The 17,119-nt window shown below is 62.7% G+C and carries 11 protein-coding genes; 6 read left to right on the top strand and 5 right to left on the bottom strand.

The window, feature by feature from the left end; all coding sequences use genetic code 11:
- Window positions 1-51 precede the first annotated feature (51 nt).
- A complete protein-coding gene (carB, locus tag PO860_RS14095; RefSeq protein WP_275037878.1) occupies window positions 52-3,540 on the bottom strand; it encodes a carbamoyl-phosphate synthase large subunit in 3,489 nt (1,162 codons plus the stop codon).
- Between the two features lie 520 nt (window positions 3,541-4,060).
- Here carB and ypfJ point away from each other — a divergent pair.
- Entirely contained in the window at window positions 4,061-4,981 is a 921-nt protein-coding gene (gene ypfJ / locus PO860_RS14090; protein ID WP_183608085.1) for a KPN_02809 family neutral zinc metallopeptidase, read from the top strand.
- A gap of 44 nt (window positions 4,982-5,025) precedes the next feature.
- Here ypfJ and PO860_RS14085 read toward each other — a convergent pair whose 3' ends face one another.
- Window positions 5,026-6,018: an aldo/keto reductase gene (locus PO860_RS14085; protein ID WP_273881151.1), complete on the bottom strand. Its 993-nt coding sequence runs from the start codon at window positions 6,016-6,018 to the stop codon at window positions 5,026-5,028.
- 371 nt (window positions 6,019-6,389) lie between these two features.
- On the opposite strand from PO860_RS14085, the gene PO860_RS14080 reads away from it, so the two are divergent.
- Window positions 6,390-7,634, top strand: a complete 1,245-nt coding sequence (locus tag PO860_RS14080) for a TCR/Tet family MFS transporter (RefSeq protein ID WP_183608088.1) — start codon at window positions 6,390-6,392, stop codon at window positions 7,632-7,634.
- A 142-nt stretch (window positions 7,635-7,776) separates the two neighbouring features.
- A complete protein-coding gene (locus PO860_RS14075; protein WP_183608089.1) occupies window positions 7,777-9,180 on the top strand; it encodes an MATE family efflux transporter in 1,404 nt (467 codons plus the stop codon).
- 17 nt (window positions 9,181-9,197) lie between these two features.
- Here PO860_RS14075 and PO860_RS14070 read toward each other — a convergent pair whose 3' ends face one another.
- Window positions 9,198-9,518 (bottom strand): antibiotic biosynthesis monooxygenase family protein, encoded by a 321-nt coding sequence (locus tag PO860_RS14070; RefSeq protein WP_183608090.1) that lies wholly within the window; start codon window positions 9,516-9,518, stop codon window positions 9,198-9,200.
- A 227-nt stretch (window positions 9,519-9,745) separates the two neighbouring features.
- Window positions 9,746-10,951 (bottom strand): glutamine-hydrolyzing carbamoyl-phosphate synthase small subunit, encoded by a 1,206-nt coding sequence (gene carA, locus PO860_RS14065; RefSeq protein ID WP_097620370.1) that lies wholly within the window; start codon window positions 10,949-10,951, stop codon window positions 9,746-9,748.
- A 273-nt stretch (window positions 10,952-11,224) separates the two neighbouring features.
- On the opposite strand from carA, the gene PO860_RS14060 reads away from it, so the two are divergent.
- Window positions 11,225-11,677: a GatB/YqeY domain-containing protein gene (locus PO860_RS14060; protein ID WP_183608091.1), complete on the top strand. Its 453-nt coding sequence runs from the start codon at window positions 11,225-11,227 to the stop codon at window positions 11,675-11,677.
- A 6-nt stretch (window positions 11,678-11,683) separates the two neighbouring features.
- On the opposite strand, the gene PO860_RS14055 is transcribed toward PO860_RS14060, so the two are convergent.
- Complete coding sequence (locus PO860_RS14055) at window positions 11,684-12,571, bottom strand: hypothetical protein (RefSeq protein WP_273884287.1); 888 nt, start codon at window positions 12,569-12,571, stop codon at window positions 11,684-11,686.
- 668 nt (window positions 12,572-13,239) lie between these two features.
- Here PO860_RS14055 and dnaG point away from each other — a divergent pair.
- The gene (gene dnaG / locus PO860_RS14050; RefSeq protein WP_273884286.1) at window positions 13,240-15,249 is read left to right on the top strand and encodes a DNA primase; all 2,010 of its coding nucleotides are present in this window, start codon (window positions 13,240-13,242) and stop codon (window positions 15,247-15,249) included.
- On the top strand, window positions 15,249-17,114 hold the full coding sequence (gene recQ, locus PO860_RS14045; RefSeq protein ID WP_273884285.1) for a DNA helicase RecQ: 1,866 nt from the start codon (window positions 15,249-15,251) through the stop codon (window positions 17,112-17,114). Before dnaG ends, recQ begins: the two co-directional genes overlap by 1 nt.
- The last annotated feature ends 5 nt before the right edge of the window (window positions 17,115-17,119 follow it).

Raw genomic sequence — 17,119 nt, 5'->3', positions numbered from 1 at the left:
CGGAGCTTCGGAGCAGCATCACCGCTCATCGAGCGGTGATGCTGTCCTGTCTTAGGCGAAATAGCTCTGCAGCGGCCGGACTTCCAAATTGCCGGCCTTCAGCGCCTTGATCGCCTGGGCGGCGGCTTCGGCGCCGGCCATCGTCGTGTAATAGGGCACCTTCTGCATCAGCGTCGCGCGGCGCAGCGATTTTGAGTCCGAGATTGCCTTGTTGCCGTCGGTGGTGTTGATGACGAGCTGGACCTGGCGGTTGCGGATCGCGTCCTCGATATGCGGACGGCCTTCCAGAACCTTGTTGATCTTGGTGGCGGTGATGCCGTTTTCGCCGAGGAAGCGGGCGGTGCCGCCGGTTGCCAGCACCTTGAAGCCCTGTTCGACGAGGATGCGGATCGCCGGCAGTACGCGCGCCTTATCCTCGTCGCGCACGGAGACGAAGACCGTTCCGTCACGCGGCAGTTCGACGCCGGCGCCGAGCTGCGACTTGGCGAAGGCGAGCGCGAAATCGGTATCGAGGCCGATGACTTCGCCGGTCGAGCGCATTTCCGGGCCGAGCAGCGTGTCGACGCCGGGGAAGCGGGCGAAGGGGAAGACGGCTTCCTTGACGGCGATATGCTTGAGCTTGCGCGGATCGGGCTTTTGCCCATAGGCGGCGAAGGTCGCGTCGAGTTTTTCGCCGGCCATCACACGGGCGGCGATCTTGGCGATCGGCGCGCCGATGGTCTTGGCGACGAAGGGCACGGTGCGCGAGGCGCGCGGATTGACTTCGAGAACGTAGACGGTGCCGTCCTTGATGGCGAACTGGACGTTCATCAGACCGCCGACATTGAGCGCCTTGGCCATCGCCTTTGCCTGGCGCTCCAGCTCGTCGAGCAGTTCGACGGGCAGCGAGCGCGGCGGCAGCGAGCAGGCGCTGTCGCCGGAATGGATGCCGGCTTCCTCGATATGTTCCATGATGCCGGCGACATAGACGTCGGTGCCATCAGAGAGGCAGTCGACGTCGACTTCGATGGCGTGGCTGAGATAGCTGTCGAAGAGCAGCGGGTTCTTGCCGAGCAGGGTGTTGATCTGGCCGGTCTTGTCATTCGGATAACGCTGTTTGATATCCTCCGGCACCAGTTCCGGAACGGTATCGAGCAGGTAGGTCTGCAGCTGGCCTTCCGAGTGCAGGATCTGCATGGCGCGGCCGCCGAGCACGTAGGAGGGGCGCACGACCAGCGGGAAGCCGATTTCGGCAGCGACCAGGCGGGCCTGCTCGACCGAATAGGCGATGCCGTTATTCGGCTGGTTGAGGTCGAGCTTCATCAGCAGCTTCTGGAAGCGGTCGCGGTCTTCGGCGAGGTCGATCATATCGGGCGCGGTGCCGAGGATCGGGATGCCGTTCTTTTCGAGCGCTTCGGCAAGCTTCAGCGGCGTCTGGCCGCCGAACTGGACGATGACGCCGACGACTTCGCCCTTTTCCTGCTCGGCGCGCAGGATCTCGATCACGTCTTCGGCCGTCAGCGGCTCGAAATAGAGGCGGTCTGACGTGTCGTAGTCGGTCGAGACGGTTTCCGGGTTGCAGTTGATCATGATCGCTTCATAACCGGCATCCTTCAATGCGAAGGCGGCATGGCAGCAGCAATAATCGAACTCGATGCCCTGGCCGATGCGATTCGGGCCGCCGCCGAGAATGACGACCTTCTTGCGGTCGGACACTTCGGCCTCGGAGCGGGCGGCGCCGACGAAGGGCGTCTCATAGGTCGAATACATGTAAGCGGTCGGCGAGGCGAATTCGGCGGCACAGGTATCGATCCGCTTGAAGACCGGGCGGACGTTCAGGCTGTTTCGGAACTCGGCGATCTGCTTCGGGCGCTTGCCGGTCAGTGTTGCCAGGCGCGCGTCGGAAAAGCCCATGGCCTTGAGCATGCGCAGGTTGGCGGCATCCTCCGGCAGGCCATGCTCGCGGATACGGGCTTCCGTGTCGACGACGTTCTTGAGTTCGGCGATGAACCAGGGATCGATCTTGCAGCCCTCATGCACCTCTTCGATGCTGAGACCCATGCGCAGCGCCTGGGCGACCATGCGCAGGCGATCCGGCGTCGGTGTGCCGATGGCGGCGCGGATGGCGTTGTGGCTGGATTCGCCTTCCTCGGAGTCGGGGATCTCGATCTCATCGAGGCCAGTCAGGCCGGTTTCGAGACCGCGCAACGCCTTCTGCAGCGATTCGGCGAAGGTGCGGCCGATCGCCATGACTTCGCCGACTGACTTCATCGCGGTCGTCAGCACCGGCGAGGCGCCGGGGAATTTCTCGAAAGCGAAACGCGGGATCTTGGTGACGACGTAGTCGATCGACGGTTCGAAGGAGGCAGGCGTGGCGCCGCCGGTGATGTCGTTGTCCAATTCGTCAAGCGTATAGCCGATGGCGAGCTTGGCGGCGATCTTGGCGATCGGGAAGCCGGTGGCCTTGGAGGCCAGCGCCGAGGAACGCGACACACGCGGGTTCATCTCGATGACGACGAGACGGCCGTCCTTCGGATTGACGGCGAACTGGACGTTCGAGCCGCCGGTCTCGACGCCGATCTCGCGCAGCACCGCGATCGAGGCGTTGCGCATGATCTGGTATTCCTTGTCGGTCAGCGTCAGCGCCGGGGCGACGGTGATCGAATCGCCGGTGTGGACGCCCATCGGGTCGATGTTCTCGATCGAGCAGATGATGATGCAGTTGTCCGCCTTGTCGCGGACGACCTCCATCTCATACTCCTTCCAGCCGAGCACCGATTCTTCGATCAGCACTTCGGTGGTCGGCGACGCGTCGAGGCCGCCGCCGACGATCTCGAAGAATTCCGAGCGGTTGTAGGCAATGCCGCCGCCGGTGCCGCCAAGCGTGAAGGAGGGGCGGATGATGGCGGGCAGGCCGACATGGTCGAGCGCCTGGGCGGCGATCGCCACGGCATGGTTCATGTAGCGCTGCTTGCGGTCGCTTTCGCCGAGATTCCACTGGTTTTCCAGCTCGTCCAGCGCCTTGTCGAGGTCTGCGCCGGAAAGGCTTTCGCGCAGCTTGCTGCGCTCGGCTTCGTGGGTCTTGCGGTCGAGATCCTTGATATCGGTGGCGTTCGCCAGCATCGAGCGCGGCGTTTCCAGGCCGATACGGCCCATCGCCTCACGGAACAGCGCGCGGTCCTCGGCCATGTCGATGGCGGCGGGCTTTGCGCCGATCATTTCGACATTGTAGCGATCGAGCACGCCCATGCGCTTCAGCGACAGCGCGGTATTCAGCGCCGTCTGGCCGCCCATGGTCGGCAGCAGCGCGTCCGGGCGCTCCTTGGCGATGATCTTGGCGACGACCTCGGGGGTGATCGGCTCGACATAGGTGGCGTCGGCCAGGCCCGGATCGGTCATGATCGTCGCCGGGTTGGAGTTGACGAGGATGACGCGGTAGCCTTCCTCCTTCAGCGCCTTGCAGGCCTGGGTGCCGGAATAATCGAACTCGCAAGCCTGGCCAATGACGATCGGTCCCGCGCCGATGATGAGGATCGATTTGATGTCTTGGCGCTTCGGCATGGGCGATATCCATTTCTAGCTGCGCAGAAAGCCGGCCAGGGTGGGAGATCACCGGGTCGGGTCGCGCATTGAGGGTCTTTTCAGGCTAGAAGCGGCTTATAGGCAAATGTATTTGCAAACGGAACCCCATAAATCGCGGAATCGACAGGAATCCAACACGCCGCGAAAGCCTATTCCCCGTCGGGCACGACCGGCCGCCGGATTTCGCCGCCACGCGCCGGATTGACGATGGCGACTGCGGCCTCCTCCAGCCCGATCCGCCGGATATCCGCGGCTCGACCTTGATCTGGGCGGAGGCGATGAGATCGGCGGCGCGGCGGTTTCCTTCAGGATGTCCCGGTTTCCCGCTGCTGATACCGGCGCGGGCAATGCTCCTGGCGCAAGAGCGCTGCAGCGGTCCACGGTCCTCGCGGAGGCGGGGGGGGGCCGATTGCCCTGATGAAGTTGCTGGAATTCCGGCCGCCGACGGATATATAGAATCCTTAAAGTGCAAGCAGAGGCATTGCCGGGGAGAGCGAAGATGGAATGGAGAGGCCGGCGTCAGTCCGACAATATCGAGGATCGCCGCGGCGATCCGACCGGCGGCGGTTTCGGCCGCGGCGGCGGTTTCAACTTTCCCTCCGGCGGCGGCGTTCGCCGCGCCGGCGGGGGCTTGAGCATCGGCACGATCATCTTCCTCGTCGTCATCTATTTCATCTTCAAGGCGATGGGCATCGACCTGATGCAGGTGCTCGACACCGGCGGCGTGACGAGTGGCCCCGGCTACGAGCAGAGCCAGTCGGGCGGAACGCGCGCGCCCGCCAATGACGAGATGACTGCTTTCATGCGTACCGTTCTGGCCGAGACCGAGGATACCTGGCAGGGAATCTTCCAGGCGCAGGGCCGGACTTACGAGGAGCCGCGCCTGGTGTTGTTCTCGGGCTCGACGGCATCGGCCTGCGGCTCCGCATCATCGGCAACAGGCCCGTTCTACTGCCCGGGCGACCATAAGCTCTATCTCGACACCGAATTCTTCCAGGAGCTTTCCGACCGCTTCGGCGCGTCGGGCGATTTCGCCGAGGCCTATGTCGTCGCCCACGAGGTCGGCCATCACGTGCAGAACCTGCTCGGCATTCTGCCGAAGTTCAACCAGGCCCGCCAACGCATGAGCGAGGAGGAAGCCAACAAGATGTCGGTGCGCGTCGAATTGCAGGCCGATTGCTTCGCCGGCATCTGGGGCAAATACACCCAGCAGAAGGGACTGCTGGAGAGCGGCGACCTGGAGGAAGCGCTGAACGCCGCCCAGCAGATCGGCGACGATACGCTGCAGAAGCGGTCGCAGGGTTACGTCGTGCCCGAAAGTTTCAACCACGGCACCTCGGCGCAGCGCGTCAGGTGGTTCAAGCGCGGCTTCGACAGCGGACAGCTGACGGCCTGCGATACGTTTTCAGGGCCGGTTTGAGGGGGTAGCGTTTTGCCGTGCAGTCCCGTCAATTCGCCTGCTGCCTACTTCTCACTGTCCATATGCTGCAGCATATGTTCGGGATAGCGCCCACCCGCCGCCGCATCCTTCGGGACGGCACGTTCGATGGCGGCGAAATCCTCCGGTGACAGGTCGACCGCGCGTGAGCCGAGCGCCTCGCTAAGCCGGTCGCGGCGGCGGGCGCCGATGATCGGGACGATATCCCCGCCCTTGGCGGCGACCCAGGCGATAGCGATCTGGGCGACCGAGACGCTTTTTGCCTCGGCGATCTCGCGCAGCTTCTCCACCAGAGCGAGGTTCTGCTCGATATTGCCTTCCTGGAAGCGTGGGCTATGGGTACGGAAGTCGCCGGCCGTGGCCTTGCCTTTCTGCCAGTGGCCGCTGATCAGGCCGCGCGAGAGCACGCCGTAAGCGGTAATCGAGATGCCGAGTTCGCGGGTCGTCGGCAGGATCTTCTCCTCGATGCCGCGCGAGATCAGCGAATATTCGATCTGCAGGTCGACGATCGGGGCAACAGCGGCGGCGCGGCGGATCGTCTCGGCGCCGACTTCCGACAGGCCGATATGTCTGACATAGCCCGCCTTGACCATATCGGCGATGGCGCCGACCGTGTCCTCGATCGGCACGTTCGGGTCGAGGCGAGCCGGGCGATAGATATCGATATGGTCGACGCCGAGGCGTTGCAGCGTGTAGGCGAGGAAATTCTTCACCGCGACCGGGCGGGCATCGATGCCGCTCCAGCCGCTTGCGGGATCACGGAGCGCGCCGAACTTGACGCTGATGACGGCATTCTCGCGCTTGCGCCCTTTCAATGCCTCGCCGATCAGCATCTCATTGTGGCCCATGCCGTAGAAATCGCCGGTATCGAGCAGGTTGATGCCGGCATCGAGCGCGGCATGGATCGTCGCGATGCTTTCTGCGCGGTCGGAGGGACCATACATGCCCGACATGCCCATGCAGCCGAGGCCGATCGCCGAGACTTCGGGTCCGGTCTTTCCCAAACGATAGGTCTGCATTGTCTTCTCCTTCGTCCTCGCCGCGAGCGGCGCTGTCGATACCGTTCTACCGCATTTGCGTTCGAGCGATAATCGGACGGCATCGAACAGGCTGTGCTGGGAAATGCACAATGAGCGATCCTTCGAGTGATCTGGATGCCGTCGCGGCAATTGCAAGGGAACGTGTCGCCCGGCGATCCGCTGGGCGGCTTCCGGTCTCCTGAAGCTGAAACGACAGCGCGCTCCGCGGTTGAAGCGTCTCATGAACTTCCCGTGCAGCATTATCAAAAACTTTGAAATGTTCACGGATTGTTTCGGTTTCTTTTCTGAGCTATGTCACTTTCTCGGCGACGAGATCGTCTTTTCAGAACCAACCGCTGTAGAGATGCCTCATGCTTGATCCCAAATTCGTTCGCCGCGGCCTTTTCCTGGTCTTCATCATCCTTTTTCTCGACATTATCGGCATCGCCATCATCATGCCGGTGCTGCCCGCCTATCTGGAGCAACTGACCGGCGGCAGCGTCAGCGATGCGGCGATCGACGGCGGCTGGCTAATGCTGGTCTATGCCGGCATGCAGTTCCTGTTCGCGCCGCTGCTCGGAAACCTGTCCGACCGTTTCGGCCGCCGGCCGATCCTTCTGCTGTCGGTACTGACCTTTGCGATCGACAATTTTATCTGCGGCATCGCCACCAGCTTCTGGATGCTGTTCGTCGGGCGTGTGCTTGCCGGCATCAGCGGCGGCAGCTTCGCCACCTGTTCGGCCTATATCGCCGATATCAGCACGGAGGAGAACCGGGCGAAGAATTTCGGGCTGATCGGCATCGCCTTCGGCGTCGGTTTCACCATCGGCCCGGTGGTCGGCGGTGTTCTCGGCGAATTCGGCCCGCGTGTGCCCTTCCTCGGCGCGGCGGCGCTATCGCTTGTCAATTTCATCGCCGCCTGCTTCCTGCTGCCGGAAACGCTGGAGGCGAAGAACCGCCGCCGGTTCGAGTGGAAGCGCGCCAATCCGCTCGGCGCGTTGCGCCAGATGCGCCATTATCCCGGCATCGGCTGGGTCAGCCTTGTGATGTTCCTGTTCTTCCTGGCGCATGCCGTCTATCCCTCGGTCTGGTCGTTCGTCTCGACCTATCGCTACGGCTGGAGCGAGGGACAGATCGGCCTGTCGCTCGGCATTTACGGCATCGGTGCGGCTGTTGTCATGGGGCTGGTTCTGCCGCGGATCGTGCCGGTGCTCGGCGAGTGGAAGACCGCTTTGCTCGGCCTCTGCTTTTCGGCGGTCGGGCTCACCGGCTACGCCTTCGCCTGGGAGGGCTGGGTGGTCTATGTCATCATCGTTGCGACCGTTATGGAAAACGTCGCCGATCCGCCGTTGCGCAGCATCGCCGCCGGCATGGTGCCGCCGTCGGCGCAGGGCGAGCTGCAGGGCGCGTTGACCAGCCTCAGCAGCATCACCACCATCCTTGGACCGCTGATCTTCACGCAGATGTTCGGTTATTTCACGCGGCCCGAGGCCCCGGTCACCTTTGCCGGTGCGCCCTATCTGACCGCCGCCCTGTTCATCCTGGTGGCCGCCGGCGTGTTCCTCGTCCGGGTCCGGGTTCGCGAGTCGGCCGAGGCGCTGGAAGCGGCGGGTTGATCGATCAGGAATGCTGATGTGATGATGAATTTTTCATCATCTGCCTGTTTTGGGGTAGTTCTTCGCCGGGCTTTGATCTAAGTCCGGAATGATATTTTGCCGCGAGCGGCGGCGACGCGATTTCAATCACAGGACTAGTGTCATGGACACGCCGATCGACGCGCGCAGGCTTGCGCCGACAACCGATAATCGTTGGGGCGCACATTTCCGTGCAACGCTGGCGCTCGGCATTCCGCTGATCGGCGCGCAGCTTGCCCAGCTCGGCATCAACACCACGGACGTGATGATCGTCGGCCGCCTCGGCGCCGAGCATCTGGCGGCGATGGTGATTGCGGCGCAATTCCTGTTCACGATCCTGATCTTCGGCTCGGGCTTTGCCATCGCCGTTATTCCGATGGTGGCGCAAGCCTATGGCCGCGGCGACGTTATCTCGGTGCGCCGGGCGCTGCGCATGGGTCTGTGGGTGGTGATCGCATACTGGGCCATCATGCAGCCGGCCTTCTTCAATTCGGAGCAGATCCTTCTCTTCGCACAGCAGAAGCCCGAGGTGGCCAAGCTCGCCCGTGGCTACATCATGATCGGCCAGTTCGGCGTGTTGCCGGCGCTGCTCTTCAACGTCATGCGGGCGCTGGTCAGCGCCATCGGCAAGGCGGGCATCATCCTCAACGTCACCATCGCCACGCTGGTGATGAATGCCATCTTCGCCTATATGCTCGTGCTCGGCCATTTCGGCTTTCCGGCGATGGGGCTCGAGGGCGCGGCGATCGTTTCGGTCGTCGTGCAGACGGCCGGCTTCCTCTTCATCCTGGCTTTCGTGCAGCGGCGGGAAGAGACCCGGCGCTACGAGATCTTCGTGCGGTTCTGGAAGCCCGACTGGCATGCGCTGCTGGAAGTCATCCGGCTTGGTTTCCCGATCAGCGTCACCATCCTTGCCGAGGTCAGCCTGTTCACGGTGGCCTCGCTGCTGATGGGCTATATCGGCACCCTCGAGCTTGCCGCCCACGGCATTGCCCTGCAATGGGCCTCGATCGCCTTCATGATCCCGCTCGGCCTCAGCCAGGCGGCGACGGTGCGCGTCGGCGTCGCGCACGGGCAGGGCGATTATGATGGGCTGGTGCGGGCTTCGATCATGGTGCTCATCCTCGCCTGCGCCATTTCGGCGGTGGGCTCGGTGCTCTTTGCCACCATGCCGCATTTCCTCGGCAGCTGGTTCCTCGACGTCAACTCGCCCGAAGCGCCCGAAGTGCTTGCCTATGCCGGGCCGCTGATCGTCGTTGCCGGGCTTTTCCAGCTCGTCGACGGGCTGCAGGTGATCGCCAATGGATTGCTGCGCGGCCTCAAGGATGCGCGCGTGCCGATGATCATGGCGTTGATCGCCTACTGGCCGATCGGCTTCTTCCTGGCCTGGGCCTTTGCCTTCCCGCTGGGCTTCGGCGGCATCGGCATCTGGTTCGGTTTCCTCGTCGGGCTGGCAGCGGCCGCCGTCATGCTCTGCACGCGCTTCTACCTTCTCCTTCGCCGGGAGGCGAAGCTGGCCCGCGCCTGAGCCGGCCGCCGATGCCGTCAGGCCGCGACGGGTTTGTAGCTGGCGATATCGGCGCGAATGCCGAGACGCGCAAACATTTCCTGCGGATCGAAATTGGCCGCCTTATGAGCCGCTGCCACGGTGGCCCGCGCGCGTTCGACGACCTCGGTATTTTCCCATTCGGCGATGGTGACGAAATTGAATTCGCCGGGGCCGGCGACCTGCTCCAGCACCCTGTGATCGATGAAACCCTCCTGCGCCTCCAGCAGCTTGTGGGTCATCATCACTTTGACAAGAAATTCCTCGCGCGCCGCCGTCGGCACGATGAACTTGTCGACACGGTAGAGAGCTCCGCTCATCCACTTTTCTCCTGCATCGGATGTTTGCAGGCAGATCTGTAATTCCTCAAGTTAAGCTGAGGTCAATAGGCGAATAAAGAAAAGGCCCGGCCGCTGCATAATTCCTCAAATCGGAATCGATTTAAGGAATTATGCAGCAATTCAAAGTGTTACAGCGTCCTTTGCGCGTCTGAAAAGACGCGCGGCGCTGTAAGCGAGCCTTCATCGGAAAACGCTATGGCTTGAACTCAGCGTTCGGCGAGCGCCGGTTCGCCCTTCTTCTCGCGCACCATGTTGATGAAGCGGCGGAAGAGATAGTGGCTGTCCTGCGGGCCGGGAGAGGCTTCCGGATGGTGCTGAACGGAGAAGACCTGCTTACCGAGGACGCGCAGGCCGCAATTGGTGCCGTCGAAAAGCGAAATATGAGTCTCTTCAACGCCGTCGGGCAGCGACTTCGAGTCGACCGCGAAGCCATGGTTCATCGAGACGATCTCGACCTTGCCCGTCGTATGGTCCTTGACCGGGTGATTGGCGCCGTGATGGCCCTGGTGCATCTTCTCGGTCTTGGCGCCGAGGGCGAGACCCAGCATCTGGTGGCCGAGGCAGATGCCGAAGACCGGGATATCGGTCTTCACAAGCGTCTTGATGACAGGCACGGCATATTCGCCGGTTGCCGCCGGATCGCCCGGGCCGTTCGACAGGAAGATGCCGTCCGGCTGCATGGCGAGCACGTCTTCGGCGCTCGTTGCGGCCGGCACGACCGTCACCTTGCAATCGAGGCCGGCAAACAGCCGCAGGATGTTGCGCTTGACGCCGTAGTCGAGGCAGACGACGTGGTATTTCGCATCCGCCGCGCCGAGTTCACCGTAACCTTCGTTCCAAACCCACGGGGTCTCTGTCCATTGCGAGGACTGGCCCGACGAAGCGACCTTGGCAAGGTCGAGACCTTCGAGGCCGCTCCAGGCCTTGGCTTCGGCCTTCAGCGTCTCGATGTCGAAGACGCCGTTCGGATCATGGGCGATCACGGCGTTCGGAGCGCCGTTCTCACGGATCCAGGCGGTCAACGCGCGCGTATCGATGCCGCAGAGACCGATGACGCCGCGTGCCTTCAGCCATTGGTCGAGATGCTTGGCGGCGCGGTAGTTCGAGGGGTCGGTGATGTCGGCCTTGAAGATGACGCCGACTGCGCCGTGGCGGGCGGCAGGGGTCAGGTCCTCGATGTCTTCATCATTGGCGCCGATATTGCCGATATGCGGAAAGGTGAAGGTGACGATCTGGCCGAGATAGGAGGGGTCCGTCAGGATTTCCTCATAGCCGGTCAGCGCCGTGTTGAAGACCACTTCGGCCGGCACCTTGCCGGTGGCGCCGATGCCCTTGCCTTCGATGACCGTGCCGTCGGCAAGAACGAGCAGGGCGGTCGGCTTTTCGATTGTCCAGGGTGCTGTCGCGGTCATCTTCATCCCGTTTCCGGCGACCGGTGCGCGCGCTGCCGCGGCTGGCCGCCTTTTGATCTCGCAGGCGTGTGGACGCGGCAATGCCGCGCGCTTCAGGCCTGATCACGAATTTTGGTGCAGGTGGCGGTAAATAGCCACGCAATCGCTTAGCGTCAATCTTTCTAGCCGAGATCTCAGCCGTTTTCCTGCGCTTTATCGCACCGATCGCGCAATTTATTTGATCCGCCGCATCAGCGTGGTTTATGAAGCGGCATCAAAACAGGAGTGAAGACCATGCTGCGCGATCAACTCGCCACCCAGCTAAAAGAGGCGATGAAGGCCAAGAATGCCGAGCGGCTTTCCACCGTCCGGCTGATTCAGGCCGCGGTCAAGGACCGCGATATCGCCAATCGCGGCACCGGCAAGGAGCAGGCGAGCGACGACGAGATCCTGCAGATCCTCGCCAAGATGGTGAAGCAGCGCGACGAATCAGCGAAGATCTACGAAGAGAATTCCCGGCCGGAGCTTGCCGCCAAGGAGCGCGCCGAAATCACCGTCATCCAGGATTTCATGCCGAAGCAGCTCTCGGACGGCGAAGTGCGCACCAATATCTCGGCGATCATCGCCGAGACCGGTGCCGCCGGCGCTAAGGACATGGGCAAGGTGATGGCGGCGCTGAAGGAGCGTTATGCCGGCCAGATGGATTTCGCCAAAGCGTCGGCGACCGTCAAGGAACTGCTGAACTGATGCGTCTCAGCTAACGCGTCTCGCCTGCGGTTCGTCCCGAACCGCAGGCCCGAGCACCGCTTCGGCGGCAGCATCGATGATGGCGAATTTCGCCGCCTGATAATTCCAATATTCCATGATGAAGCGGCCCGACAGCCAGAAGTCGCCCTTGCGGGAAGGTTCGGTCCAGCCGACGCTCCCCATGGCCGCCGCCTGAGTCAAAAGCCGCTTCAGGTGGGTGTTGGAGATCATGAACTGTTCGCGGATTTCTCTCAGCGACAGAGGACCGAGCACGACGTGTTCGGCCGTCCGGGGAAATTCCGGAAGGCGCGAGATCAGATAGTCCATGACAAGCCCGCCCGTGTTCGCCCAGTTGAAGAGGTTGAACGTGGCGCCCGGACTGCGCACCCGTTCGCTGCCGATGATCGCCCTGGCGATCAGCGGCTGGATCGCTGCCATCATCGCCGAGGGATCGGCGGTGATCTTGTCGGCGCGTTCACCGCCGTCGAGGCTGTCGAGGATCATCATATGGGTGACGAGCCATCGGGTGAAATGCTGTTCGGCGATCTCAGTGGGTTCCAGATAGCGTGTGCGCTTGTCGGGGCCGGGAACCGCCCGCAGGAAGCGATAGGCCAGCATTTCCTGCATGAAGGCTGCGGCCGTATTGCGGCTTGCAATGTCGTTCCTGACTGCGAAATCGATGAAGCGGCCGGAATAGAGCCCCCTCCTGCCGTCGTCGGGATGACCGTAGTGAAGGGCGAAACCGGCATGGGCCATCAGCCAGCGCTGCTGCGCGGCAAAGATCGAGGCGATACGCGGGCTCTCGCGGTAGATCGAAAGCATCTGATCGGCGCAATGCAGGATCGCAGAAAGAAATCGATCGTCTGCTGCAAGATTGTCCGCGGTAAAAGCCATTGGAGAGGTCCAGGAGTTCCGCGCATACATCTTTCATGCAGGCGCCGCCTGTCAACGGTTTTGTCAATAAGCGGTTAATTTCAAAGGAGAGTTGTCGCAAAGGGAGCCAAAATTTAAGAAGGCAGGAGCTGGGGGCGCTCCTGCCTTCTTGCTCTTTGCTTCCGCCGGCAAACGCAGGGCCAAGGCCCAAGCCGGAGGGTATTTGCAAAGGCACCCTTGCGAAGCGGCGCCGGGGGTAGGGATGGTGCTTCGCTCGGGGATCGCTTTGTTGAGATCGAACCTATTGCGGGCTGGCGGCTTATTCAAATTACAAAAAAATAATGATTGGCGAAAACGGCGCTTGAAGAGACCTCAAAGCGGAGGCTGAACAGTGGGCCCGAAGACGGAGGAGTCTAATCGAAGGAAATGATAAGATACTGTTTTTAAAGGTTTTAATTCGGCCTTTCCAAAGGCTGCGGCTCTTCGCGGAGCCCTTGCGACGATGGATTTCCCGATCTGCGAGGACAATAATGTCGCACCCCTGTCGCAGGGGCGATAACGTGTTGTTGATTGGATAACCGACGTCTTGGGCAACCAGTGCACTTGCCTGTGAATAGCGGGTTTTCATGACAAGTTTCGTGGCATGGAGCGGCAAACCAGCTTATATGGAGCTTGGCCAAGAGGTATAAATGCGCTTTTCCAACACCTTTCTCGATGAGATCCGCGACCGCGTTCCGATTTCGAACGTGATCGCGCGCCGCGTCAGCTGGGATAAGCGAAAGACCAACGTGTCGCGCGGCGATTACTGGGCCTGCTGCCCGTTCCATGGTGAGAAATCGCCGAGTTTCCATTGCGAGGACCGGAAGGGCCGCTATCATTGCTTCGGCTGCGGCGTCACCGGCGACCATTTCCGCTTTCTCACCGAACTCGAAGGCTTGAGTTTTCCTGAGGCGGTGCAGCAGATCGCCGACATGGCCGGCGTGCCGATGCCGCTTGCCGACCCTGTCATCGAGAAGCGCGAGAAGGAGCGTGGCTCGCTGATCGACGTCATGGAAATGGCGACACAATTTTTCCAGGATCAGTTGCAGACCGCGAATGGGGCGAGAGCGCGCGCCTATCTGCGCGACCGCGGGCTGACCGGGCGCACCATCGAGACCTTCCGTCTCGGTTATGCGCCTGACAGCCGCAATGCGCTGAAGGAATTCCTCGCCGGCAAGGGCGTCACTAAGGAGCAGATCGAGGCCTGCGGCCTGGTCGTCCATGAAAACGTGCCGGTTTCCTACGACCGCTTCCGCGACCGCATCATGTTCCCGATCCTTTCATCGCGGGAAAAGGTGATCGCCTTCGGCGGCCGCGCCATGTCGGCCGATGCGCCGGCGAAATATCTGAACTCCAACGAGACGGAGCTCTTCCACAAGGGCAATGTCCTTTATAATTTCGCCCGCGCGCGCCGTGCGATCCAAGGGCCTGGCCGCGGCGATCCTCAGGACGACGCTGCGAGTGGCACCATCATCGCCGTCGAAGGCTATATGGACGTGATCGCGCTCTATCAGGCCGGCGTCGAGAATGCCGTTGCACCGCTCGGCACGGCGCTTACCGAAAACCAGCTCGAGCTGCTTTGGAAGATGGTGCCGCAGCCGGTGCTCTGCTTCGACGGCGACGGCGCCGGCATCCGCGCCGCCAATCGCGCCGCCGAACTGGCGCTGCCGCATCTGAAACCTGGCCGTTCCGTCCGCTTCGCGCTGCTGCCCGATGGCAAGGATCCCGACGATCTGGTGCGCGATGAGGGCCGCGCGCCCTTCGACAAGGTGATGAGCCAAGCAAAGCCGCTTTCGGAGATGCTGTGGAGCCGGGAGATCAACACCGGCAAGTTCGATACGCCCGAGGCACGCGCCGAGCTCGAAGCGCGGCTGAAGCAGCTGGTCGCCGTCATCGCCGACGAGAATGTGCGCCGCCACTATCAGCAGGATATTCGCGACCGGCTGAACGCCTTCTTCCAGCCGCAGTTCCAGAACCGCAACAATGGCGAACGCCGCGGCGGCTTCAACGGCAACGGCAATTACCGGGCGGGACGCGACAATGCCGGCAAGGCAGGGCCGAAAAGCCCCAGCGTCATTTCCGACCGGCTTGCCCGCTCCGGCCCCGTGCGCGGCCACCGGGACAATACGGCGCTGCGCGAAAGCGTGCTGGCGCTGACCGTCATCAATCATCCCTCGCTGATGATCGACGATTATGACGAAATCGCCGCGATCGACTATGACAGCCGTGAGCTGCAGCGGCTCTGGTCGGCGATGCTGGGAGGCGCCGCTGCCGTCGCCGGCCCGCATCTGACACGCGAATATCTGACCGAACGGCTGGAATTCGAGGGTTTTGGTCCGCTTATCAAGAACCTCGATCAGCAGGTGCGCAATGCCCGGCTCTGGACGGCGACCGAGGAGGCGGCGATGGAGGATGCACGCGAAGGCTACCGCCAGGCGCTCGCCTTCCACAAGCGGGCGAAGGCGCTGCGCCGGCAGAAGATCGAACTCGAGCGCGAGATCGCGCTGGCGACCGAAGCCGGCGACGGCGAGGCGATCGTTCAACTGATGCGGGCGCAGCAGGAAGTGCATTTCGAAGGGGTGCGCCTTGAGAACCAGGAGGCGATCATCGATGGCTTCGGGGTGCTTTCCGGCCGCGTCAAAGGGGCGGCGAACCACTGATGTCGCTGACCGAACGCAACGAACCGGGCTTTTCCGCCTCCGATGCGCTGTTTTCCACCGGCCGCGCGCCGCTCGATATCCTCAAGCAGGTCTACGGTTATTCCTCTTTCCGCGGCAAGCAGCAGCAGGTGGTCGAGCATGTGGTTTCCGGTGGCGATGCTGTGGTGCTCTTCCCCACAGGGGCCGGCAAATCGCTGTGCTTCCAGATCCCGGCGCTCTGCCGTGCCGGTGTGGGCATCGTCGTTTCGCCGCTGATTGCGCTGATGCGCGATCAGGTGGAGGCGATGAAGCAGCTCGGCATCCGGGCGGCCGCGCTCAATTCGTCGCTGTCGCGCGAGGAATTCATCGAGGTTCGCCGCGCGCTTTCGGCGGGCCGGCTCGACCTTCTCTACGTGACGCCCGAGCGCATTCTGACCGATGGGTTCCGTGAACTGATCGCCAATGAGAAGATCGCGCTGTTTGCTATCGATGAGGCGCACTGCGTCTCGCAATGGGGCCATGATTTCCGGCCGGAATATCGCGAGCTCGGCCGACTCGGCGAACAATATCCCGGTGTCCCGCGCATCGCCCTGACGGCGACGGCCGATCCGCATACGCGCGACGACATCATCGAGCGGTTGGGGCTCGATGCTGCGGAGATCTTCACCACCAGCTTCGACCGTCCGAATATTGCCTACGAGATCGTCGAGCGCGACCAACCGCGCCAGCAACTGCTGCGGTTTCTCTCCGGTCACAAGGGCAATAGCGGCATCGTCTATTGCCTGTCGCGCGCCAAGGTCGAGGATACGGCCGAGTGGCTGAACGGGCAGGGCATCCGTGCGCTCGCCTATCATGCCGGCATGGACAGGGCGGTGCGCGACGCCAATCAGGATGCGTTCCTGAAAGAGGAGAATCTCTGCCTAGTCGCCACCGTCGCCTTCGGCATGGGCATCGACAAGCCGAATGTGCGTTATGTCGCCCATCTCGACCTGCCGGGCTCGGTGGAAGCCTATTACCAGGAGACCGGGCGAGCCGGGCGCGACGGCCTGCCGTCGGAGGTCTGGATGGCCTATGGCATGGCCGACGTCATCCAGCGCGGCCGGATGATCGACGAGGGCAGTGCCGCCGCCGAGATCAAGCGGGTCGAACGCGCCAAGCTCAACGCCTTGCTGGCGATCTGCGAAACGGCCTCCTGCCGGCGCCAGGCGATCCTTGCCCATTTCGGCGAGGCCCATGCCGGCCAGTGCGGCAATTGCGACACCTGCCTGAAGCCGGTCGAGACCTGGGAGGGCACGGAGGCGGCAATCAAGGCGCTGGCCGCGATCTATCGCACCGGCGAGCGTTTCGGCGCCGGCCATGTCGTCGACGTGCTCCTCGGCAACGTCAACGAAAAGACCGAGCGTTTCGGCCACACCGAGATGCCGGTCTTCGGCGCCGGCAAGGATATTCCGGCGCGTGTCTGGCAATCGGTCTTCCGCCAGCTGCTCGCCATGGGGCTGATTCGCGTCGATCACGAAGCCTTCGGCGCACTGAAGCTGGAGCCGGAGGCGCGCGCCGTCTTCAAGCACGAGCGGCAGGTGTTCTTCCGCAAGGACCGGCCGGCTTCGGAGCGGCGCACGAAGAAGGCGGAACGCAGCGAACGCAAGTCGGCCCTATCGGGCGCCGACGGCACTCTGTTCGAAGCGCTGCGGGCCGAGCGCATGGCAATCGCGAAATCGCTCGGTGTGCCGCCCTATGTCGTCTTTCCCGATACGACGCTGATCGCCTTCGCCACGGAGAAGCCGCGCAGCCGCAAGGAACTGCTCGCCATATTGGGCGTCGGGCAGGCGAAGCTCGAACGCTACGGCGATGCCTTCCTGGAGATCATCCTCTCGCACGGCCAGTAGTCCGC

The sequence above is a fragment of the Rhizobium binxianense genome, from assembly GCF_028994275.1.
Lineage (GTDB): Bacteria > Pseudomonadota > Alphaproteobacteria > Rhizobiales > Rhizobiaceae > Rhizobium > Rhizobium binxianense.
This window is presented reverse-complemented; position numbering and strand designations above follow the sequence as displayed.